This is a genomic window from Streptosporangium sp. H13245 (assembly GCF_055690525.1).
The window spans coordinates 39,583-61,959 of record NZ_JBSZKT010000035.1 but is presented as its reverse complement, the minus strand read 5'-3'; the positions used below and the strand labels follow the sequence as shown (position 1 = coordinate 61,959).

Here is a 22,377-nt window from a genome sequence, read left to right as displayed (position 1 = left end):
CCGCACGGCCTCCCGCTCGTGGGGGCGCCCGGCGCTCCGCCGCCGCCCCCACGGGCCTCTCGCGTACGAGGGCTCGGAGGGCTCAGCGCAGCCCCGCGGCGAGCTCCTTCTTGCTGATCTTGCCGACCGGGGTGCGGGGGAAGGTCTCGACCAGCTCGACGCGGTCGGGCCACTTGTATCCGGCCACGCCGCGCTCCTTGAGGAACCGCTTGATCTCCCTGAGGGTCGGCGCCTGGTCGCGCACGATCAGGAAGGCGCAGGTCCGCTCCCCCATCACCGGGTCCGGGGTGCCGACCACGGCCGCGTCGTGCACCGCGGGATGGGCCAGCAGGTGGTTCTCCAGCTCCTCGGCCGAGATCTTGTCACCGCCCCGGTTGATCTGGTCCTTGTCGCGGCCCTCCACGACGAGGTGTCCGGAGGGGAGCACCCGTACCAGGTCTCCGGTCCGGTAGAAGCCGTCGGGGGTGAAGGAGCGCGCGTTGTGCTCCGGCGCGCGGTAGTAACCGCGCAGGGTGTACGGGCCGCGGGTGAGCAGCTCGCCGATCTCGCCGGGAGCGACCTCGGCACCGTCGGAGTCGACCACGAGGATCTCGTCGGCCGGGGACAGCGGCCTGCCCTGCGTGGTGTCGACCAGCTCGCGGGGATCGTCCAGCCGGGTGTAGTTGAGCAGCCCCTCGGCCATGCCCAGCACCTGCTGCACCGCGCAGCCCAGCACGCCGGGAACCTGCGCGGCCCGCTCGGCGGCGAACTTGGCCCCGCCCACCTGCAGCACCTGGAGCGACGACAGGTCCTCCTTCGACCAGGACGCCGCCTCCAGCCAGAGCAGCGCGATGGGGGGCACCGCCGCGCACACCGTCACCCGCTCCCGCTCGATGAGGGGGAACGCCTCGTCGGGCGATCCGGAGGGCGCCAGGACGACGGTGCCGCCGTTGGCGAACACCCCCAGCACGCCGGGGCAGGCGAGCGCGAAGTTGTGCGCGACCGGCAGGACCACGAGGTAGACGGTGTCGCGGGTGAAGCCGCAGACCTCGGCGCTGGCCTCCAGGTTGTAGACGTAGTCGCGGTGGGTGCGCGGGATCAGCTTCGGCAGCCCGGTGGTGCCGCCGGAGAGCAGGAACACCCCCACGTCGGCCGGATCCGGCCGCTCGTACGCCACGGGACCGGCATCGGCGTCGAGGTCCACCAGGGGGGTGAACTCCTGGGCGTCCCCGTCCACCACGACGTGCTCCACGGCCAGCGAGCGGGCCAGGTCGCGGTAGTCGAACCCGCCGTGCACGTCCGGGATGACGTACGCCCTGGCCTCGCTCAGCTCGCACAGGTAGCCGATCTCGCTGCTGCGGTGCGCGGGCAGGGCGAGCACCGGGGCGGCGCCGATCCTGACCAGGGCGAGGAACACGACGACGAAGGAGGTGGTGTTGGGCAGCTGCACCACGACGCGGTCACCGCGCCGGATGCCCAGCCGCGCGAAACCGGCGGCGGCGCGCTCGGCGCGGCGGTCCAGCTCGGCGTAGGTGAGCCGCTCGTCCCCGGCCACGAGCGCGGTCCGCTCCGGGTCGCCCCCGCCCAGCACGTCGCCGAGCAGCCGGTCACTCCAGTAGCCCTCGGCCAGGTAGCGCGCCGCGAACTCCTCGGGCCAGGGGGTGAATCCCTCCACGGGTCACCGCCCCGCGATCTGGGCCACCGCGCCCGCGACCGGCTCGGCCGGGTCGGTGCCGAGCGCGACGACACGGTTGGCGCCGTCCACGTGGACGACCCTGGGCCGGTGCGCCTCCACCTCCGCGTCGTCGAAGTTCCCGTACGAGATGATGATGACCAGGTGCCCGGGGTGGACCAGGTGGGCCGCCGCGCCGTTGACGCCGATGACCCCGCTGCCCGCCTCACCGGTGATCGCGTAGGTGACCAGGCGGGCGCCGTTGTCGATGTCGACGACGTGGACCTGCTCGCCCTCGACGATGCCGGCGGCGGCCATCAGCTCGGCGTCGATCGTCAGGGAACCCACGTAGTGCAAATCCGCCTGGGTCACGGTGGCCCGGTGGATTTTTCCATTCATAAGGACCCGCTGCACTGGTCTGTCCTCTTTCCCTAAGGTCAACTAAGGTTAGCCTCACCTTATCCACTCTGCCCGTCGAGGAGAACCCCGAAGATGCTGCGCCGTCTGGCCATGGACATCAGCCCGCTCCGGACCAGCAGAGCCTTCCGCGACGTGTTCGTGGCACGCACCGTGTCGGTTTTCGGCATCGGCATGCTGATGGTCGCGGTGCCCGTACAGGTCTACGCGATGACCGGATCGACCGTGCACGTCGGCGCGGTCTCCTCGGCCGAGGGCTTCGCGCTGCTCGCGGGGTTCCTGTGGGGCGGCGTGCTGGCCGACCGGCACGACCGGCGCCGGTTGATGCTGGTCGCGCGCACCGCGGCCGGGCTCGGCTTCGCGCTGCTGACGCTGAACGCCTTCCTGCCCTCCCCCTCACTGGCGGCGATCTACGTGCTCGCCGCCTGGGACGGGCTGGCGACCGGCGTCAGCGTCACCGCGCTGCTGGCCGCGACCCCCGCCCTGGTCCCCCCGGACAAAATGGTCGCGGCGGGCGCGCTCAACGCGCTGACCGTACGGCTCGGCTCGATGCTCTCCCCCGCGCTCGGCGGCCTGACCGTGTCGGCGTTCGGCGTCGGATGGAACTACGCCGCCGCGGCCGTGGGAACGCTGGCCACCCTCGGCCTGCTGACGAGGCTGCCCGCGCTGCGCCCGGCCGCCGAGGTCACGGAGAACCCGCTGAGGGCGATCGGCTCGGGGCTGCGGTTCGTGGCCTCGCACCGCGTGGTCGGCTCGCTCATGCTGCTCGGCCTGCTGTTCATGGTGGCGGGCGGCATCCCGGTCCTCATGCCCGCGTTCGCGACCCTGCAACTGGGCGGCGGCCCGGCCACGATCGGCCTGCTCTACGCCGCGCCCGCCTGCGGCGCGGTGCTCGGCTCGGTCACCAGCGGCTGGGCCGGGCGGTCGCGCGCCCCTGGCAGGGCGCTACTCGTCGCCTCGGTCTGCGGCTTCGCGCTCCTCGCCTGCCTCGGGCTGGCGACCCACCCCGCGCTCGCCGTCGCGATCCTCTTCGGGTACGGCCTCGTCGCGTCCATCGAGGAGATCCTCCGCTACGGCCTCATCCAGGCGCACACCCCCGACGGCTACCTCGGCCGGGTGAACGCCCTGTGGGCCGCCCAGGAGACCGGCGGTGAGGCCGTCGGCGCGCTCGGCGCGGGCGCGCTCGGCCGCTACCTGGCCCCCGGCACCGCGATCGTCGTGTACGGCGCGGCGAGTGCCGCCCTGGCCCTGGCACTCGCCCTCACGCTCACCGGCCTGCGCGGCGCGACCCTGGAGGCGGAGTCCCAGCCCACCGAACCGCGCTGACCAGGAATGACACCGGGGGCCGAACCGCGAGACGGACCAGCGGAAAAGCCGACGCCGTCGCGACCTTATTGCGCACGGGAATTTCGGCCCTGTCGAAAGTCATGCCAAAACACTAAAACAACAAATGATCAAGAAATACATGTCGCGAAATCCGCGCCGGAGCCGGTTTTCCTCCGTCGCCGACAATCAAAAGCGAATGGTTATGTTTCCGTGTCGAAAGAGTGTGCACTCAAGCATGGTCGTGTGCGTCAAATTGGAGGTCACATCGTATTCAGCAGGAGCAGATCATGCTGCGACGCCCTACGACGAGAATGGTTCAGCTCGCGCTCGCCACGGTTCTGCTGACGAGCTGTGGCTCCAACGTGGGGGCCTCACCGGATGACCCCGACAAGACCTCCACGTCAACCGAGAGGGACGGAGGGCAGAGCGGAGATCAAAACGGAGGAAAGGACGCGGGACAGAACGGAGGAGAGGGCGGAGACCAGGGCAAAGATCAAAACAAGGGAAAGGACGACGGAGGGAGCGGGGTCGACAACGAAGGCAACGAAGGAGGCAACGAGGGCGACGGGGGAAAGAACGAGGAGAAGAAGAAGTACTACGAGTTGGGAGGGCCGACTCTGGACCGCTCATACCCCGCGATATTCGGGGACTTCGAGCCATCCACCTCCTTCCAGTGCCTGGCCGTGAGCAACAGGGAACATCCCCGGCCCGTACGCATCACCGGCGTGACGATCAGCCAGCGCCCCTCCTCGCCCAGGGCCTTCTTTCTCGGCCCGCCCGCGGACGGCTCGCCCTGCAGGGACGTGTCGAATGAAGGGAAGAGCCTGGGACCGTGCGCGGGTGCGGAACTCCCGCCCTCCACGGAACAGGGGACGTATTGCGAACTCTGGGTGGGATTGCGAAAGGTTGCCCCCCTGGACTACTACGGCGCCGTCACCATAACCGCGGAGTCGGATTGTGTGACCATCGAAGGAGGCGGCCCATTCTGCGAAAAGCTCGACACGTCCGTGAACCCCTCTGCCGAACATCCGGCCGCCTTCAAGAAAACGGAGGTCGCCGGGTTGCGGGTATGCCTCGCCGCACCGCATCCCGTCAGGATCGCCCCGAGGGATCCCAGCGATACCTGTGAGCAGCTCCGCAGCGACAGCGAAGGTGAGCCGCCCCCGGAGGACTCCTCCCCGTCCGCCACCCCCGACCCTCCGGACTCGGAGACCCCGACCGAGCCGACCCCCTCGGAGACCCTGGACCCGGAGACTCCGACCCCGGAAACCCCGACCTCGGAGGCCCCTGCCCCGGAGACCCCGGCCGAACAGCTCCCCTCAGAGGCCCCGCAACCGGACGAGTCGTGAGCCGCAGGCGGCGTGTCGTCGTCGTCAGCGATCGTTCCCGGTACGTCCGGCGGAGACCTCCCAGAGAGGCCCCCGCGCCTCCCGAGGAGGCCCCCGCGAGCCAAACCCCGCCGGGCGGCCCGGCGTCCTGGGAGCGCCTCAGCCAGATCGCCCAGATCGTGGCGCCCACCACGCTCGTCACCGCGCTCATGATCTACTACGGCTACGTGGCGACCAAGGGACGGTTCTGGTACTTCGGTATCGACCTGGAGGCCATGGACCTCACCGTCCAGGAGCTGATCCTCTACGGCACCGAGACCATCTGGCTTCCTCTGGCCGCCCTGCTCCTGCTGATCCTGGCCTTCCTCGGCATCCACGTGCTGCACCTGCGGCTGGCCGAGTCGGGGAGACGGCAGCGGCTGCTGCGGGCCGCCGGGACCGTCATGCTGGCGGGAGGAGTGGCACTGATCGTCCGCGCGGCGGTCGGGGTGATCGTGTCCGAGGTGTCGAGGAACGAGACCGCCGGAGTAACTCCGCTCTCGCTCAGCATGGGCGCCCTGCTGGGGACCTACGGTGGATATGTCCTGGTCAAAAGCTGGAACCGGCCGCGCTGGGTGAACATTCTAGTGATCTTCGCCGCTTCGGGGATCATCATGGCGGGCGCGGTCTGGGCCACCAACAGCTTCGCCTGGGCCTTCGGCGTGGGCAGGGCGGTGGGCGTCGCGCGTGGCCTGGCGGAGGATCCCGAGGTGGTCATCGACACCACGGAGCGGCTGGAGATCCTGGCGGGACCCGTGAAGATGCAGCGGCTTCCCGGCCCGAAGGGGCAGAAGTTCAAGTATCGCTACCGTGGCATGCGACTGCTGACCGAAGCCGGCGGCCGGCTCTTCCTCGTCCCCAGCCGCTGGACCCGGTCCTCCGGAACTCTCGTGCTTCCCTACAACGCGGACATCAGGGTCCAGTTCATGCGGCCACCGTGAAGTGCCCGGCGACGCCCCTTCCCGCCGTCGAGCAACCCCCGGACGGCTTCCTGGGCATCGGTGTGCCAAATTCCCCGCCACCCGGAAGCCGCCCGACCGGCCCGGTCATGCCGATCGGGCCGGTCAAGCGGGTCAGGCCGGTCGGGTAGAACCGCAGGCCGACCTGGCAGGGCTCCGCTAGCCGAGCTCGGTGACCCCCAGGCGTTCGGTGAGCTCGTCCTCGGACATGCCCTCGACCATGAGCCAGATCTCGGCGACCGCCTCCAGCCTGCCGGGGGTCTCCTCCACCTCGACGAACCGGCGGGCGACGCGTGACACGGTCCGCTCGGTGAACAACGCCCGCAGCGGGAGCGAGGAGGCGTCGAGCGCCTCGCGCAACCGCGCGATGACGGTGGTGGCCAGCACCGAGTCGCCGCCGAGCACGAAGATGTCGTCGTGCGCGCCGACCCTCGGCACCCCGAGCACCTGGCCGATGACCCGGGCGAGCACCTGCTCCAGCGCGGTGACCGGGGCGGTGTAGGGCGTGCCCGTCTCCCCGGCCGCCGAGGCGACGAGGGCGGCGAGCGTCTTGCGGTCCACCTTGTTGTTCGCGGTGAGCGGCAGCTCGGCCAGGGGCACCAGCAGGTCGGGGACCATGTGCGGGGGCAGCAGCTCCCGTACGTGGGCGAGCAGCTCCTCCGTCCCGGTCCCCCGTGCCTCCCCGGTGAGGACGATCGCGGCGGCGAGCCGCGAGTCGGCGAGCAGGCCGACGGCGCGGCGTACCCCGGGGTGGTTCTCCAGCGCGGTCTCGACCTCGCCGAGCTCGATCCGGAACCCGCGCACCTTCACCTGGTGGTCGCGCCGTCCCAGGAACTCCAGCGTGCCGTCGGGCCGGTAACGGGCCATGTCCCCGGTCCGGTACCAGCGGGTGCCCTCGTGGACGACGAAACGGTCGGCGGTGCGCCCGGCGTCGCCGCTGTAGCCGTCCGCGACACCGGCGCCGCCGATCCACAGCTCGCCCTGCGCCCAGTCGGGGCGGTCGCGCCCGGCCTCGTCCACGACCCGGCAGGCCACCCCGCGCAGCGGCACGCCGTACGGGACCGCCGTCCAGTCGGCGGGCACCTCGCCGTCGACCTCGATCACGGTCGAGTGGATGGCGGTCTCCGTCGTACCGCCGAGCGCGACGAACCTGGCCCCCGGCGAGCGCTCCCGAAGCAGCGCGGGCAGGTGCGTGCCGACCCAGTCACCGCCGAGCAACACCAGTCGCAGGCTGGGTACGGGGCCGGTCCGCAGCAGCATCTCCAGCACCGAGGGCACGCAGTTCAGCACGGTCACCGACCACCGCTCGGCCAGTTCGGCCCAGCGGGTGGCGTCGCGCCGGTCGTCCTCCAGGGGGATCGCCACGGCGCCCCCTCGGGACCAGAGGGCGAACAGGTCGAACACCGACAGGTCGAAGTCGAGGGCCGACACGGCGAGCGACACGTCCGTCTCACCGATCGAGAACCGCTCAACCAGGTCGCCGATCGTGTTCATCGCGGCCCGGTGCGACACCTCGACGCCCTTGGGCTCCCCGGTGGAGCCCGAGGTGAACAGCACGTAGCCGACCTGGCCGGGCGGGACGGGCACCGGCCCGTCCAGCGGCGCGGGGTGTGTCACGGCCGAGGTGAGCGAGACCGCGACCCCCGCCGTCTTGAGGATCCTCTCCCGCCGGGCGGCGGGCTGCCCCGCCCCGACGGGCACGTACGCGGCCCCGGCCGCCAGCACGCCGAGCACCGCCACGGCCTGCTCCGGCCCCTTGGGCAGTTCGACCGAGACCCGGTCTCCCGGCCGTACGTCCCGCTCCACGAGATGGGCGGCGACGCGCAGGGCACGGTCGGCCAGCTCGCCGTACGTAAGCGTGCTCCCAGTGCTCCCAGTGCTCCCAGTGCCGTCAGTGCCGTCAGTGCCGTCTGTGTCCCCGGTGCCCCCGGTGCCCCAGTGCAGCGCCGGGAGGTCGGGGGTGCGCCGCGCCCGCTCGAAGAACTCCTCGTGCAGCGTCCGCTCGGGCAGCGGCGGCTGGGCGTTGAGCTCGTGCCGCAGGCGCAGCTGGTGCGGCGAGGCACCGATCCGCAGCGGCTCGTCCCAGTCGGCGTCCGGCGCGCCCAGGCGGGTGATCGCACCGGTGTAGGCGGCGAACATGGCGTCGGCGACGCCGTCGGGGAAGGCGGGGTCGCGCACGTCCCAGTTCAGCAGCAGCCCGCCGGAGACCTCGGTGACCTGGGCGTCGAGGAGCACCTGCGGCCCCTGGGAGATGATCCACTCCGGCTCGCCGAAGCTGCGCCGCGCCCGGTCGCCGAACAGCTCGCCGAGGTTGAGCGCGCTGGTGTAGACGATCGGCGCGAGCACCTGCTCGCCTCGCGACCGCGACAGGTCCCGCAGCACCTCCAGGCCGGAGTAGTCGCTGTGCTCACCGGCCGTGTGCAGCAGTGCCTGCAGCTCGCGGGCGCGCCCGGTGAACCGCAGCTCCCGCGACAGGTCGGCCTCCAGCAGGATGGAGCCGGTGAAGTCGCCGACCAGGGCGTCCACGTCGGGGTGGATCGGCTCGCGGTGGAACAGCGGCAGGTTCAGCAGGAAGCGCGGGGTCGCCGACCAGGCGCCCATCACCTCGGCGAATACGGCGGCGAGCGCCATCGCGGGGGTGACGCCCTCGCGGTGGGCGCGGGCGATCAGCCTCTGCCTGTCCTCGGGGGGCAGCCAGTGATGTTTGCGGACGACCCGGTCACCCGGCTGCGGCACGACCGGCAGTTCGGGGGGGCCGGACAGCTCGCCGAGCCGCTCGCCCCACCAGCGCCGGTCACGGGCGCGGGCCTCGGCGCGCGGGTCGGCGGCGAGATAGCGCGCGTAGCTGTAGCCGATCGGCGGCAGGCTCTCGCCCTCGTACAGCGCCGCGAGGTCGGCCAGCATCGTGCGGTAGCTCATCGCGTCGGCGGCGACCATGTCGACGTCCAGGTGCAGCCGCGCCGCGCCGGACGGCAGCAGGCTCAGCCGCGCGTCGAAGACGCGGCCCGTCTCGATGGGGAGCCGCTGGGTGGACATCTCGGCGCGCAGCCGTTCCAGCTCCTCGCCGGGATCCGGCGCGGCGCGCAGGTCGTGCACCGTGACGGCGGGCCCCGGCCGCTCCGGCAGGACGCGCTGGGTCCCGTCGTCGGAGATCGCGACCCGCAGCATCGGATGCCGCTCGACGAGCGCCACGACGGCCGCCTCCAGCCGTTCGGGGTCGATCTCGCGGCCGTCGAGTTCCACGTAGAGGTGCGCGGCGACGGAACCGAGCGACTGGCCGGAGTCGCGGCCGATCCAGTAGGCGTGCTGCATGAGCGCGAGGGGGAACGGCCCGTCCGGCTCTGCGGATCCCCGTTCCGTACCGGGGCCGGAGACGGAGTCGAGGGTGCTACCGGAGCCGGGGTCGACACCAAGGCCGGAGCCGGGGCCGGGGGCGGAGTCGGCAGCGGGGCCGGGGCCGGGGCTGGGGTTTGGGCTGGGGGCCGGGAGAGGGGGTGGTGCGAGGGCACCGCGCTCGGCGAGCAGCTCCCACCACTCGGCCAGCGTGGGCCGCCTCGCGAGTTCGGCGAAGCCGATCTCGACACCGAGGCGGCGCAGGCGGCCGGTCAGTCCCATCAGCTGGATCGAGTCCATGCCCAGCTCGATGAGGTTGTCGTGCGCCTCTACCTGCTCTCCAAGCAGTTCTGTCAGCGAACGATGCAGTTCTTCCCTGGTCAGCACAGAGCTCCCCTTAAGTCAGGTAAGGCTAACCTAATTTAGGAGCGTTCGAGCGTCAACGCGCGTCTCATGACAAACCACGCGATCCCCTCCCCCGGGCCATCAGTGGGACTTCACGCCCGCCCTCTCATCCCCTCGGTCGACAGCAGCCAGACCAGGTAGACGCCACCGAGCACCCCGGTCACCACGCCGACCGGCACCGCGACCGGCAGGTGCAGTGTCACCAGGTCGCTGAACACGAGCAGCGCCGCACCCATCAGCGCGGCCGGTACGAGCTGCGTACCGGGCTTGCGGGTGAGCCCGCGCGCCAGCTGCGGCGCGGCCAGCGCGACGAACGGGACCGGCCCCACCGCCGCGGTCGCCACCGCCACCAGCCCCACCCCGATCACCACGAGCGCGGCCCGCGTCCGCTGGACCGGCACGCCGAGCGCCTGGGCCGCGTCGTCCCCGAGCTCGCCCATGCGCAGCCTGCCCCCGAAGGCCAGCGCGACCGGTACGAGTACGGCCATGGCCAGGGCGAGCGGCCACGCGTGCTGCCAGTCCCTGCCGTTCAGGCTGCCGGTGAGCCAGAACGCCGCCTCGTACGCCTCGCGCAACTCGGCGCGGGTGACGAGGTAGGCGTTGAACGCCTCAAGCATCGCGGCCGCGGCGACCCCGACCAGGACCAGCCGGTAGCCGTGCACCCCGCCCCGGTAGGCGACCAGGTAGACGGCGAGCGCGGTCAGTACCGCGCCGAGGACGGAACTGGCCGCGATGGCCGCGGTACCGCCGCCGATGACCAGGATCTGCAGCAGCGCGCCGGTGGCCGACCCCGTGGTGAACCCGATGATGTCGGGGCTGCCCAGCGGGTTGCGCGTGATGCTCTGGAAGATCGCCCCGCTCAGGCCGAGTGCCGCACCGGCGAGCAGGCCGGTGAGCGCCCTGGGCAGGCGCAACGTGAGCACGATGAACTCCGTGGCCCGGTCCCCCTGCCCGGTCAGTGCCCCCAGCACCTCGGTGGCGGAGATGGGGAAGTCGCCGCTGCCGACCACGGACACGGCCGCCCCCAGGGTGGCGGCGGCCAGTACGACGCACACCGCGACGACGCGCGGCTCCCAGCGCAGGGACATCGTCCCGACCCGCAGGACACGACTCATGCTCACAGCTGGGGAACCCTTCCGCGACGGACCATCAGTGCCAGGAGCGGAGCGCCCAGGAACGCGGTGACGATGCCCGTCTCCAGCTCGCCGGGCGCCGCGACCACGCGTCCGGCGACGTCCGCGGCGAGCATCAGCACCGGCGCCAGCAGCAGCGAGTACGGCAGCACCCAGCGCTGGTCGGGACCGACCAGCGCCCGGACCACGAAGGGCACCGCCAGCCCGATGAACGCGATCGGCCCCACCGCCGCCGTGGCGGCACCGCACAGCACCACGACCGCGAGCGCCCCCAGCGCGCGGGTCCGGCCCGGCCGGGCTCCCAGCGCCCGTCCCGTGTCCTCCCCCAGGGCCAGGGCGTTGAGCGGGCGCGCCAGGCAGAGCGCCAGCACCGTCCCCGCCAGCAAGAATGGGCCGATCTGGACGAACACGGCGAGGTCACGCCCGGACAGCGAACCCACTTGCCAGAACCGGAAGCTGTTGAAACTGCGCGGGCTGAGCAGCATCATCCCCGCCGTCAGCGAGCTGAACACCGCGTTGATCCCGGCGCCCGCCAGGACCAGCCGCGCGGGGGTGGCGCCGGAACGGCCGCGCGACCCGATCAGGTAGACCAGCAGCGCGGCCCCGGCGGCCCCGAGGAACGCCGCCCACACGTAGACGAGGACGTCGTCCACCCGGAACAGGCCGATCACCGTCACGACCGCCACCGCGGCGCCGCCGTTGACACCGAGCAGGCCGGGTTCGGCCAGGGGGTTGCGGGTCAGCGCCTGCATGAGCGCCCCCGCCAGCCCGAGCGCCGCCCCGACGGCCACCCCCAGCAGCGTGCGCGGCAGCCGCAGCTCCTGGATGATCAGCGCGTTCTCCGAGCCGTCCGGGGAGAACACTCCGGAGAGGGCCTGGCCGACCGGGATCTGCTTGGCGCCGATCACGATGCTGGCCAGCACGGCGAGCAGCAACAGGCCGCCGAGCAGACACAGCCCGGCCAGCCGTTTGGGGAGATACGCGCTCTTTACGGGAGGAGGCACGCGCTTCAAGTTAGCCTAACCTAACCGAGGCGGCGACAGACGGTCCTGGCAGCACGTACGAAGGCGACGGACAGCGGGGCGACGCGTACCAGAGTGCGACGGCGGACGCGGAGGCGACGCGGGCGAGTCCCCGCGCGGCCTTCGCGGCCCAGGGCACGCGGTCACGCCCGGCCCGCGACGGTCCACGGGAAGGGCACCGCGACACCAAGAAACCATCAGACACGCGCAGCGGGATCCGTACGCGGTCCGCGGGTTCCGTACCGTGCACGAAGGCGGCCACGCCGGATCGGGCGGCGGCGACATCCGCGTCCGGGACGAACCGACGTGGCGCGCCCTTCTCCGGACCGGAGGCGCGCGTCTCCTCACGTGCCTCCGTTACGCGAAGCACGACGATGGAGATGTGACATGACACGTCCGCCGGTCCCGCCCTTCACGCTCGAAACCGCCGTCCAGAAGGTCCGGCTGGCGGAGGACGGGTGGAACACCCGCGACCCGGAGAAGGTGGCCGAGTCCTACACCCCGGACTCCCACTGGAGGAACCGCGCGGAGTTCGTCGACGGGCGGGACGCGATCGTCGCGTTCCTCCGGCGCAAATGGACCAGGGAGCTGGACTACCGGCTCATCAAGGAACTGTGGGCCTTCGACGGGAACCGCATCGCCGTGCGATTCGCCTACGAGTGCCACGACGACTCCGGCAACTGGTTCCGTTCCTACGGCAACGAGAACTGGGAGTTCGACGAGCGGGGCCTGATGCGTACGCGGCACGCGTCCATCAACGACCTGCCGATCCGGGAGGCGGACCGCAGGTACCACTGGCCCCTGGGACGCCGCCCGGACGACCATCCGGGCCTGAGCGACCTGGGCTTCTAAGGCGACCCGGGGTTCCAGGGCGACCCGGGCCTCCAGGGTGACCCGAGTCTCCGGGGACGGCCTCCGGGGACGGACGAAAGACCCGCCTTCCCGGGACCTCGGCCCCTGCTCCCCGGCCCGCCACCGGAGTGGAATGGAACCGTCCGCGACCTTCTCGTTGGGAGATGCCATGACCGAACGCGCAGCGACCCCCGGTGACCTGGGCAGGAGGGTGGCCCGGCTGCGCGGGTCCCTGGGCCTGAGCCGCGAGCAGCTGGCCGCCAGAGCCGGGATCGACACCGGGTACGTGGAGTACCTGGAGGAGAGCGCCGCCTCGCCGTCGGCGGAGACCGTGAGCCGCCTGGCGTCGGCCCTGGGGGTCGGCGTCGAGGAGCTGCTGGGCGCGACGGCGAACCTGCCGCCCGGCCGTGGCCGTCCCGCCGCCGGGTCCCGGCTGGAGAAGCTGACGGAGAAGGAGTGCCTGCGGCTGCTCTCCCCCGGCGGGGTGGGCCGGGTCGCCTTCAACGATCCCGGGGGACCGGCGATCCTGCCGGTCAACTACGTCCTGCGCGAGGGCTCGGTGATCTTCCGTACCGCCTTCGGCGGGCCGCTCGACGAGACCCTGCGCACGGGCGTCCGGGGCGTGGAGTTCAAGGTCGCCTTCGAGGTCGACCGGATCGACGAGGCCGGTCGCGCGGGCTGGAGCGTGCTCGTCAGGGGCGGCGCGCACCACGTCTCCTCCGCCGAGGAGCGGGCCGCCGCGGAGGCCTCCGGTGTCCAGGCCTGGGCGGGCGGCGACCGCGAGCTGTACGTCACGATCGTCCCCGCCGAGATCACCGGCCGCCGCATCCGGCACGCCCCGTGACCCGCGCCCCGTACGGCCGTACGGTGGCGGCGCGAAGGACCTTCGTCCCTACCTGCGCGGTCGCGGGAGGACTAGCGTTCGAGACATGATTCGCGTGTTCCTGGTCGACGACCACGAGGTGGTACGGCGGGGCGTGGCCGCGCTGCTGGAGTCCGAGGGCGACATCGAGGTGATCGGCGAGGCCGGGACCGCGGAGTCCGCGGTGGCCCGCATCCCGGCGCTGCGACCGGACGTCGCCGTCCTGGACGTACGCCTGCCCGACGGCAGCGGGGTGGACGTGTGCCGGGAGGTCCGCTCCAGGGTGCCGGGGCTGGCCTGCCTGATGCTGACCTCCTTCGCCGACGACGACGCCCTGTTCAACGCGGTGATGGCGGGCGCGTCCGGTTACGTGCTCAAGCAGATCCACGGCTCGGACCTGGTCGGCGCCGTGCGTACGGTCGCGGGCGGCCAGTCGCTGCTGGACCCGCAGACGACCTCGGCCATGCTGGCGCGGCTGCGCGAGCGGGCCACCCGCAAGGATCCCCTGGAGGCGCTGACGGACCAGGAACGGCACATCCTGGAGCTGATCGGCGAGGGCCTGACCAACCGGCAGATCGGCGAGCGGATGCACCTGGCCGAGAAGACCGTCAAGAACTACGTCTCCAACCTGCTGTCCAAGCTCAGCATGGAACGCCGCACCCAGGCCGCCGCCCTGTCCGCCCGCCTGAAGGCCCAACGCGAAAACTGACAAGACCCCCGGGTCCTACGAAGCACCCATCGTCCTCGTGGCCGAAGGCCCGTACACGGCCCGGGTCACCCGGCGTTCTGTGTCCGGGTGAGTGGGACGCTCCATGTCAGCCGGGTGCCGCCTCGTTCCGGGGTTTCGGTGACGAAGGATCCGCCGAGGTTCTCGGCTCGTTCCTGGAGGTTGCGCAGCCCGCTGCGCCTGCCGCCGGAGGGAAGGCCGACGCCGTCGTCCGTCACGGTGAGGACGAGCCGGTCCCCGCCGAGTTCCACCGACACCTCCGCCCTGGACGCCCTGGCGTGCCGCACCACGTTGGACAGCGCCTCGCGCAGCACCGCCGGCAGGTGCCCGGCGATCTCCGGCGGGACCGCGGTGTCCAGCCGTCCCTCCATGGTCAGGCCCGGCATGAAGCCGAGGTGAGCGCGCGCTCCCTTCACCAGGGCCACGATCCCGGCACGCAGGCCGTCGTCGCCCTCGCCGGGAGTCTGCAGGGCGAAGATGGTCGAGCGGATCTGCCGGATGGTGCCGTCCAGCTCGTTGATCGCGTCGCGCAGCCGTTCGGAGGCCTCGGGCCGCTCGACGAGCCGTACCGTGCTCATCAGCGTCATGGCGACGGCGAACAGCCGCTGGATGACCACGTCGTGCAGGTCCTTGGCGATCCGGTCGCGGTCTTCCAGCAGTCCCAGCCGCTCGGCGTCCATCCGCCTCTCCGCCAGCTCAAGGGCGACCGCGGCCTGCCCCGCGAAGGCGTCCAGGGTGCGCAGCTCCGCCTGGTTGAACGGTACGCGGCCCTGGCGCTTGCCCAGCGAGAGCACGCCCCGCACGCCTCCGGCCGCGCCGATCGGCACCGCGGCCACCGGGCCGAGCGAGACGTACTCGCCGATCACGATCGGGACCTCGGTCCCGGCCGCGTCGGTGACCATGAGCGGCTCACCGCCGGTGAACGCCAGGCCCGCCAGGGACCCGGTGACCGGAGCCCGCGCGTCCACCACCCGCTCGTGGTCCGCGCCGTCGGCGACGACCGCCCGCAGGACCCGCCCGGTCTCGTCGGGCAGCAGGACCGCCGCGATGTCGGCCCCGGCCATCTGCCGCGCCCGCCCCGCGATCAGCGTGAGCACCCGGTTGGGCTCCACGCCCGACAGCAGGCTGGTGGTGACCTCCGCCGAGGCCTGCAGCCACATCTCCCTGCGGCGCGTCTCCTCGTACAGGCGGGCGTTCTCGATGGCGACTCCGGCCGCGGTGGCCAGCGCGGTCACGATCGCCTCGTCCTCCTCGTCGAACTCGCCGCCGCCGCGCTTCTCGGTGAGGTAGAGGTTGCCGAACACCTCCTCGCGCACCCGGACCGGCACCCCCAGGAACGACCCCATCGGCGGGTGTCCCGGCGGGAAGCCGTAGGACGCCGGATGGTCGGAGATCCGGGCCAGCCGCAGGGTCTTCGGCTCCTTGATCAGCAGGCCGAGCAGGCCCAGCCCGTGCGGCCAGTGCTCGATACCGGCGATCTCCTCCTCGCTCAGCCCCACCGGGACGAACTGGATGAGCGTGCTGTGCTCTCCGGCCACGCCCAGCGCGCCGTAGGTGGCGTCGACGAGGGTGGTGGCGGTCTCCACGATCCTGCGCAGCATGGTCTCCAGGTCCAGGTCGCTGCCCACCGCGACCACCGCGTCCAGCAGCGCGTGCACCCGGTCGCGGGTGGCGAGCACCGCTTCCAGGCGTTCCCGCAGCTCCTCCAGCAGCTCGTCCAGCCTCATGTGCGGGATCAACGGCCCTGACTCGCCCTTTGCCATGCCCCCGAGTCTGCCACCGGCGTACGCGACCGCCCGCCTTCCGGCGATGGTCAGCGTGTGGGCGCCGGTGCCATGACCCGCGTACGCGAAAACCCACCCGGGCCGGGGTGGGTGTCCGCGTATGTGCCCGCCACTCACCTCAGGATCGGCAGGCGCCGCACCAGCGGGGTACGGGCCCACGGGGCACCGGCACCGAGGGTGTCACCCGCGTTCGCCAGGGCCAGCCCGGCCAGTACGACGGCGTAGATCAGGTGGTCGTCGAGGAACGGGTTGGTGTCCAGCGGGAGCGCGGCGGCCCACATGAGCACCATCATCAGTCCCCCGGCGACGGCGGCGATCCGCATGCCGATACCGAGGACGAGGGCCGTGCCGACGCCCAGCAGGCCGATCATGAACAGCCAGTCGACCCACGCCTGCCCGGCCAGGCCGCTGAAGATCCCGCCGAGCGCGTTCTCGCCGGTTCCCTTCAGGAAGCCGGTGGTCGGGCTGCCGCCCGCGATCCAGGCGCGGTCCGCGGGGGTGGCGAAGCCCCAGCCGAACGTCTTGTCCAGGAAGGCCCACAGGAAGATCCAGCCAAGGCCGATCCGGGCGACCGCCCAGACGTGGTCGACCGGGCGGGTCCCGGTCCCGGCTCCGGTATTGAGGTGATCGCCGTGGTGACGCCCCTTGATGTCCTCGGTGGCTTCGGTGTCCTTGGTGGCCGCCATGACTGGGCTCCTTCGATTACGACGCGCTCTCTGCTGTGGCTCAAGCACATCGTTTTCCGGAGTCTCACGGCAGTGCCGTACGTCTCAACCCCCTCGGCCCGGAAGCCCCCGTCCCAAAGGACTTTCGGCCCTCGATTCCGCGCCCCGTGGGAACGGGAACGGCCCCCGGCCGATGAAGGCGGCCGGGGGCCGATCAGCTGTGCCCTGCCCCCGTGGACCGGCCGACGCGGCGCGGCGCCTCGATGCGGTCGAGGCCGACGGGAACAGGGGAGCAGGCGAGGGTCCCCTCCTTCGAGAGGGGACCACGAGGGGGCAGGGGATCAGGGGAAGGGCGTCATCCGGCTCTCGACTCGCGCGAGGCGCCGAGATGCGCTGGAATCACCGGACTCGCCGGGATCACCACCTCACACGGCGAGCCGGGCGGCGCTTCCACGCGCGGACCGATCCCCACGGTTTCGAGCGCCCTGCGGTAGGCGTTCATCTGCTTCTCCGGTGCCCCGGTCCGGCCCCAGAGGTCGCCGATCTCGCGCCAGAGCTTGGCCGCCTCCCGGTCGACGAAGGAGGCCACGGAGACGACCGGGTCGGCGAGCAGCTCCTGTGCCTTCTCCAGTGCCGGACCCCCGTCTTTGGAGCGTGCCAGAGCGAGTTCGGCCATGACCACGTACGCCATCGCGGGCACCGTCCCGCGCACACCGGCGAGCAGGCCGAGAGCCTGCTGTGCCAGCGCGGTGGCGACGCTCGCGTCACCGGAACGCAACCGCACGCGGGAGAGCACGACCAGGCCGCGGGCGTGCTCGATCGTCCCGGGCGACAGCCGCGAGAGGATCCCGGCCGCCGAGGCGGCGAACTCGCCCGCCCGGTCGAGGTCGGCGTCCTCGGGACGGACGGTGGCGATCCACGCCCAGCGCATCGCGCTGCGGACGTAGCGGACGGCCATCCGCGCGGGCCGTCCGGCGGCGACGGCGTCCGCCGCCAGTCGCGCCGCGAGCGCGGAGTCCTCCTCCGCCGCGGCCGTGCTGGCCCGCCACAGGCCGAGAACCTCCGATTCGCGGTCGACGGCGTCGGGCAGGGGGGAGGCGGACAGCACGCGCTCGACGTACGCGAGGTCGATCTCCGCCTCGGCGAGCACCGCGGCGAGGTCGAGGGCGAGCTCGCCCCGGTCGAGCCCGAGCCGCTCGGCCTGGGCCAGGGCCTCCAGCCCGAGATCCCGGGCGCGCAGCGTGTCACCGGCGCGGTGGTAGCAGCGGCAGAGCGCCACGGCGAGGGGAAGGTCGGCGACGCGCTCGGGGTGCGCCGCGGCCTCGTGGCGAAGTCGCTCGTAGACCTCGACCGCCCGCGCCGTGTGTCCCTGGGCCTCCAGCGCGCGGGCCTGGCCGAAGCGCGCCTGCGCGGCGAGTGCGGCGCTGTCGTCACTCGCGGCCTTGGCCGTGTCGGCGAAGAGCTCGGCCGCGACGGCCGGGTCCCCGTGGCACAGTTCGAGCTCGGCCTGACGCAGGGCGAACCCGGTGTCGACACGCTGGTGCGGCTCGATCCCGTGGAGCAGGAACTCCATGCCGCAGCCGAGCCGCTCGGCGAGCAGGCGGGTGACGACCGGGGTGGGAGTCCGTTTTCCGGACTCGATGAGCGAAACATAACTGTCAGACAGGTCTGGCCCGGCCAACTGCGCCTGGGACATGTGCCTGTTCAACCGCAATCCTCGGATGCGGTCACCAATGGTTGCTTGACCGGCCATCACCAGAGCCGTTCCGTCGGCGGCACGATGAGATCCACGTCCCACTCCTTACGCACGGTTTACTGTCAATTACAGTAGATCGTACTGCCCTTCCCGGCCAGCGGGGCCGTGGTGGCCGACCGTTTCACACCGGTTTCGTGGCGAGTGCCACCGGGGGGCGGGCGGCGCACCACGCGGCCAGGGCCATGCGCAGTCCCGCCTCAAGGGAGGCGGGGTTCCCGTCGTCGGTGGCCCAGGCGATGTATCCGTCCGGGCGGATCAACAGGATGGGCAGGTCCGCGCTCGCGGGAACGGCGTGGACCACCCGCCCGCACGGCAGAGCCGCCGCGCTCGCCGCCTCGTCCGAGGCCATCGGGGCGACCGGGGCGACCGTGCAGACCGGAGCGCCCTCGGGGGCCAGGAGTACGAAGCACCCGGCCCGCAGTTCCTCGTACAGCCTCCTCGGCTCCCCCGTCAGGTGGATGTCCGGCACCCTCCGTCCGGCCAGCCGGTGCGCTCCCGGCAGGGCGGGATAGGAGATGCCCAGACCGGACACGGTCTCGGCCAGCCAGCGGTTGAGGGGGCCGATCCGCCGCGCGACGGCCGGCACCACGGCGCGGGCGGCCCGCAGCCGCCGGTTGGAGCCCATGGCGGTGGTGAACAGGGTGCCGCTGATCCGCAGGACCTTCTTGCCGACCGGGTGCCGCTCGGTGTGGTAGGTGTCGAGCAGGCCGTCCGGCGCCCAGCCCTGGACGGCGGCGGCGAGCTTCCAGCCGAGGTTGGCCGCGTCCTGAAGACCGGTGTTCATGCCCTGCCCGCCCGCCGGTGAGTGCACGTGCGCGGCGTCACCGGCCAGGAACACCCGGCCGACGCGGTAGCGGAGAACCTGCCGTTCGTCGTGGCGTGCTCGCGCCAGCCAGCGGGCGTCGTGCATGCCGAAGTCGCCGCCCGTGACGCGCCGGGTGGCGTCGCTCACCTCCTGGAGGCTGATCCGCGCGGTGTCGGGAAGCTGCCGCCGCCGGTCCCAGGCGATGACCCGGTACCAGCCGTCGCCGTAGGAGGAGACGAAGGAGAAGCCCGCCTCGTTGGCGACGAGGACCAGCTCCCGTTCCGGCCCCTCGTCCAGGCGGACGTCGGCCAGCATGACCGACTGCACGGCGCAGCGCCCGGGGAACGGGACACCCAGCGAGTCCCTCACGACGCTGCGCACACCGTCGGCGCCCACGACGAACCGCGCGCGCCAGGTGCGCGTCGCGCCGTCGAGGCACACGTCGACATCCACCCCGTCCGCGTCCTGGCGCAGCCCGGCCGCCTCGGCACCGCGCACGATCTCCGCTCCGAGCCGGGTGGCGCGCTCGCCGAGCACGCGCTCGACGTTGTCCTGCGGGGTGCACAGCAGGAACGGGAACCGCGAGGGAAGGCGGGACAGGTCGAGGTCCAGGCCGTTGAACAGCCGCATCGTCTCGACGGTCGTGCCGGTGTCGATCAGCTCGTCGGCGATGCCCCGGGCGTCGAGGTGCTCCAGCGAACGGGCGTGCACGGCGAAGGCCCGGGTGAGCTTCGACCCCTGGCCGTCCTGCTCCACGACCGCGCAGGCGACACCTCTCGCGGCCAGGTCGCCCGCGATCATCAGGCCCGCCGGACCGGCACCAACAACCAGCACATCCGTGTCGAACGGCACCATCAGCGTCTCCAATCCCACGCGGGGCGACTCCGTGACGCGGCCGCCGGGAGAAAACCAACGCCGATCTACTCCTGTCTTCCCTCCAGGATGGAATCCGGCCTCCCGGGACCGGCAGGTCGCCGCTCCAGCACCCCCGTCCTTCGCCGCCATCCCCTCCGGCCAATGTCGTACGCCGGTCATCGGCGGCCATTTCATGCTACGACCAGGTCTTTCACCCCCGGTAGGCGGCCGTCCCTACCGCTTTCGGCATGATCGTTGTGGTCGGTATGGCGCCCGCGCCCGGCCGTCCGGCCACCGTGGATCACGAACCGGGCATCGACCTCCCGGCTCTCACGACCCACCCGATTCCGGGTCCGGGTCCGGGTCCGGCTTCGAGTCCGGCTTCGAGTCCGGGTCCGGGGCTTCTGGGCCGCTTTCGGGGGAGGCTCCGGTGAGACCGGCCAGCCGGGACGACAGGAAGGCCCGCTCGGCCTCGTTGCCGACGAGGTCGAGGGCCGCCCGGTAGGCGGAGGCGGCCTCGGCGTGGCGGTCCAGCCGCCGCAGCAGGTCGGCCTTCGTCGCCTGCAGGTAGTGGTAGCCGGACAACCGGCCGTCGCGTTCCAGGGCCTCGACCTCCTCCAGCGCTGCGGCGGGTCCCCGGACCATCGCCACGGCGACGGCCCAGTTGAGCGCCACGACCGGCGAGGGCCAGACCTTCGACAGCTCGTCGTAGAGCACCAGCACCTGGGGCCAGTCGGTCTCCGCGTAACCGGCCGCCGTGGCGTGCAGCGCGGCGATGGCCGCCTGCAGCGTGAACTTTCCCGCCCTGCCCCCTTTGAGCGCGTCGACGATCAGGAGGTGCCCCTCCTCGATGGCGGCCCGGTCCCAGGCCGACCGGTCCTGTTCCTCCAGCGGCAGGAGGTGGCCACGGGCGTCGACGCGGGTGGACCGCCGGGCGTCGGTGACGAGCAACAGCGCCAGCAGCCCCCACACCTCCCTCTCGCCGGGCATCAGCACCCGCAGCATGCGGGCCAGGTCCAGGGCGCGGTCCAGGAGATCTTCCCGGAGCAGCCGCTCCCCCGACGGCGCCGTGTGCCCGGTGGTGTAAAGGAGGTGGATGACGGTGAGCACCGTGTCCAGGCGGCCGGGCAGCTCACCGGCCTCCGGCACGCGGTAGGCGATGCCGGCCGCCGAGATCTTCTTCTTGGCCCGCGTCACCCGGGCCGCCATCGTCGGCTCGGAGACCAGGAACGCCCGCGCGATGTCACCCGTACTCACCCCGCAGACCAGGCGCAGGGTGAGCGCGACCTGGGCCTCGCGGGCCAGCGCCGGGTGGCAGCAAGTGAAGATCAGCCGTAGCCGGTCGTCTTGGACCGCCCCCGCACCCGCCTCACCGGCCATCTCCGGCTCCACGAGCAGGGGCAGCTTCGACCGGAACACCTGCCTGCGCCGCAGCGCGTCCAGCGCCCTGTTCCTGGCCGTGGTGGTGAGCCAGGCGGCGGGGTTCGAGGGCACACCGTCGCGCTCCCAGGCGTTCAGCGCCGCGACGTACGCCTCCTGCACGCATTCCTCGGCGAGGTCGAGGTCGCGGCCGACGCGCGCCGTCGCGGCGAGCACGAAGGCCCACTCTCGACGGTGCGCGTCCGCGACGGCCCGCTGGACCTCGACCGCGCGGGCCGCGGTCACCCGCCGGAAAGCGGCAGCACCCCGGCACCGCCGCCCACGCGCCCGTACGACCCCGTGATCTCCGGCGGGATGCCCGTCACGCCGCCGGGCATCTCGTCGCGCCCGCACATCAAGATCGCGCACCGAGCCATCTGGCTCCCCCTGTCTGCCGTCCCCTGTCCTGACATCTGTCTACGAACCGGTCACCGGAAAATCGACGACGCCCCCGCCAGGAGAAACCCGCCACACGGGGCCGTACGAGGACCGAAAACCCCCATCGAAGTCCCGGACCCCGACGTACCACGTGTGCGGTGTCCCCGCCGGGGTCGCCCGGTTGGGTGCACGCCGGGCCGGCACCTCAGGCACGGGTGAGGATCACCACCGGGATGTCACGTGCCGTCTTGCGCTGGTAAGTGGCGTACTCACCGTGGATCCCCACCATCTGCTCCCACAGGGCGGGCTTCTCCTCGGCGGTCGCGGTCCGCGCGACGGCGGTGAACACCTCGGCCCGCACCTGCACCTCGACCTGCGGCAGGGCCAGCACGTTGTGGTACCACAGCGGGTGGTCGTCGGCCCCGCCGTTGGAGGCGACGACCACGTAGGCGTCGCCGTCGCGGCCGTAGATGAGCGGGGTGCGCCGCCGCAGCCCGGACCTGCGGCCGACGGTGGTCAGCAGCAGGGTGGGCCTGCCGTAGTAGAGGTGGCCCTCCTCGCCGTTCGACTCGACGTACTTGCGGAGGTGCTTGGAGACCCAGGCGGTGGGGGAGTCGGTGATCTCATCGCTCATGCCGCTCACGCTATCGACCTCCGGTGA

Annotated in this window: 18 protein-coding genes; 6 read left to right on the top strand and 12 right to left on the bottom strand. The window is 72.1% G+C overall.

The annotated features are described in order from the left end of the window. Positions 1-82 precede the first annotated feature (82 nt). Entirely contained in the window at positions 83-1,654 is a 1,572-nt protein-coding gene (locus ACW9TB_RS32170; RefSeq protein WP_472751863.1) for a (2,3-dihydroxybenzoyl)adenylate synthase, read from the bottom strand. 3 nt (positions 1,655-1,657) lie between these two features. Next, positions 1,658-2,065, bottom strand: coding sequence for an aspartate 1-decarboxylase (panD, locus tag ACW9TB_RS32165; protein ID WP_472751862.1), 408 nt, complete (start codon positions 2,063-2,065; stop codon positions 1,658-1,660). 78 nt (positions 2,066-2,143) lie between these two features. On the opposite strand from panD, the gene entS reads away from it, so the two are divergent. From entS to ACW9TB_RS32150, 3 genes are all read left to right on the top strand, one after another. Further along, complete coding sequence (gene entS / locus ACW9TB_RS32160) at positions 2,144-3,394, top strand: enterobactin transporter EntS (RefSeq protein ID WP_472751861.1); 1,251 nt, start codon at positions 2,144-2,146, stop codon at positions 3,392-3,394. Between the two features lie 287 nt (positions 3,395-3,681). Continuing rightward, positions 3,682-4,743: a hypothetical protein gene (locus ACW9TB_RS32155; protein WP_472751860.1), complete on the top strand. Its 1,062-nt coding sequence runs from the start codon at positions 3,682-3,684 to the stop codon at positions 4,741-4,743. Beyond that, positions 4,740-5,702 (top strand): hypothetical protein, encoded by a 963-nt coding sequence (locus ACW9TB_RS32150; RefSeq protein WP_472751859.1) that lies wholly within the window; start codon positions 4,740-4,742, stop codon positions 5,700-5,702. The genes ACW9TB_RS32155 and ACW9TB_RS32150 overlap by 4 nt, the downstream gene beginning before the upstream one ends. A 177-nt stretch (positions 5,703-5,879) precedes the next feature. On the opposite strand, the gene ACW9TB_RS32145 is transcribed toward ACW9TB_RS32150, so the two are convergent. The 3 genes from ACW9TB_RS32145 to ACW9TB_RS32135 all read right to left on the bottom strand — a co-directional run bounded on the left by ACW9TB_RS32145 (position 5,880) and on the right by ACW9TB_RS32135 (position 11,595). Further along, positions 5,880-9,440, bottom strand: a complete 3,561-nt coding sequence (locus ACW9TB_RS32145; RefSeq protein WP_472751858.1) for a non-ribosomal peptide synthetase — start codon at positions 9,438-9,440, stop codon at positions 5,880-5,882. 110 nt (positions 9,441-9,550) lie between these two features. Continuing rightward, complete coding sequence (locus ACW9TB_RS32140) at positions 9,551-10,573, bottom strand: FecCD family ABC transporter permease (protein ID WP_472751857.1); 1,023 nt, start codon at positions 10,571-10,573, stop codon at positions 9,551-9,553. Positions 10,574-10,575: 2 nt separating this feature from the next. Next, positions 10,576-11,595 carry a FecCD family ABC transporter permease gene (locus tag ACW9TB_RS32135; protein ID WP_472751856.1) on the bottom strand — a complete coding sequence of 340 codons (1,020 nt, stop codon included), beginning with the start codon at positions 11,593-11,595 and terminating at the stop codon, positions 10,576-10,578. 405 nt (positions 11,596-12,000) lie between these two features. Here ACW9TB_RS32135 and ACW9TB_RS32130 point away from each other — a divergent pair, with 405 nt between their 5' ends. The 3 genes from ACW9TB_RS32130 to ACW9TB_RS32120 all read left to right on the top strand — a co-directional run bounded on the left by ACW9TB_RS32130 (position 12,001) and on the right by ACW9TB_RS32120 (position 14,036). Continuing rightward, complete coding sequence (locus tag ACW9TB_RS32130; protein WP_472751855.1) at positions 12,001-12,465, top strand: nuclear transport factor 2 family protein; 465 nt, start codon at positions 12,001-12,003, stop codon at positions 12,463-12,465. 169 nt (positions 12,466-12,634) lie between these two features. Beyond that, positions 12,635-13,309, top strand: coding sequence for a pyridoxamine 5'-phosphate oxidase family protein (locus ACW9TB_RS32125; RefSeq protein ID WP_472751854.1), 675 nt, complete (start codon positions 12,635-12,637; stop codon positions 13,307-13,309). Positions 13,310-13,394: 85 nt separating this feature from the next. Next, positions 13,395-14,036 (top strand): response regulator, encoded by a 642-nt coding sequence (locus ACW9TB_RS32120; RefSeq protein ID WP_472751853.1) that lies wholly within the window; start codon positions 13,395-13,397, stop codon positions 14,034-14,036. Between the two features lie 65 nt (positions 14,037-14,101). Here ACW9TB_RS32120 and ACW9TB_RS32115 read toward each other — a convergent pair whose 3' ends face one another. The 7 genes from ACW9TB_RS32115 to ACW9TB_RS32085 form a co-directional block, all read right to left on the bottom strand. Continuing rightward, positions 14,102-15,817, bottom strand: a complete 1,716-nt coding sequence (locus ACW9TB_RS32115; RefSeq protein WP_472751852.1) for a sensor histidine kinase — start codon at positions 15,815-15,817, stop codon at positions 14,102-14,104. A 134-nt stretch (positions 15,818-15,951) separates the two neighbouring features. Further along, positions 15,952-16,524 carry a hypothetical protein gene (locus ACW9TB_RS32110; protein WP_472751851.1) on the bottom strand — a complete coding sequence of 191 codons (573 nt, stop codon included), beginning with the start codon at positions 16,522-16,524 and terminating at the stop codon, positions 15,952-15,954. A 334-nt stretch (positions 16,525-16,858) separates the two neighbouring features. Beyond that, entirely contained in the window at positions 16,859-18,256 is a 1,398-nt protein-coding gene (locus tag ACW9TB_RS32105; RefSeq protein WP_472751850.1) for a helix-turn-helix domain-containing protein, read from the bottom strand. 124 nt (positions 18,257-18,380) lie between these two features. Beyond that, on the bottom strand, positions 18,381-19,937 hold the full coding sequence (locus tag ACW9TB_RS32100) for an FAD-dependent monooxygenase (RefSeq protein WP_472751849.1): 1,557 nt from the start codon (positions 19,935-19,937) through the stop codon (positions 18,381-18,383). A 312-nt stretch (positions 19,938-20,249) separates the two neighbouring features. Then, positions 20,250-21,584 carry an RNA polymerase sigma factor gene (locus ACW9TB_RS32095; RefSeq protein WP_472751848.1) on the bottom strand — a complete coding sequence of 445 codons (1,335 nt, stop codon included), beginning with the start codon at positions 21,582-21,584 and terminating at the stop codon, positions 20,250-20,252. Continuing rightward, the gene (locus ACW9TB_RS32090) at positions 21,581-21,715 is read right to left on the bottom strand and encodes a hypothetical protein (protein WP_472751847.1); all 135 of its coding nucleotides are present in this window, start codon (positions 21,713-21,715) and stop codon (positions 21,581-21,583) included. The genes ACW9TB_RS32095 and ACW9TB_RS32090 overlap by 4 nt, the downstream gene beginning before the upstream one ends. Before the next feature lie 206 nt (positions 21,716-21,921). Further along, complete coding sequence (locus ACW9TB_RS32085) at positions 21,922-22,350, bottom strand: nitroreductase family deazaflavin-dependent oxidoreductase (RefSeq protein ID WP_472751846.1); 429 nt, start codon at positions 22,348-22,350, stop codon at positions 21,922-21,924. Between the last annotated feature and the right edge of the window lie 27 nt (positions 22,351-22,377).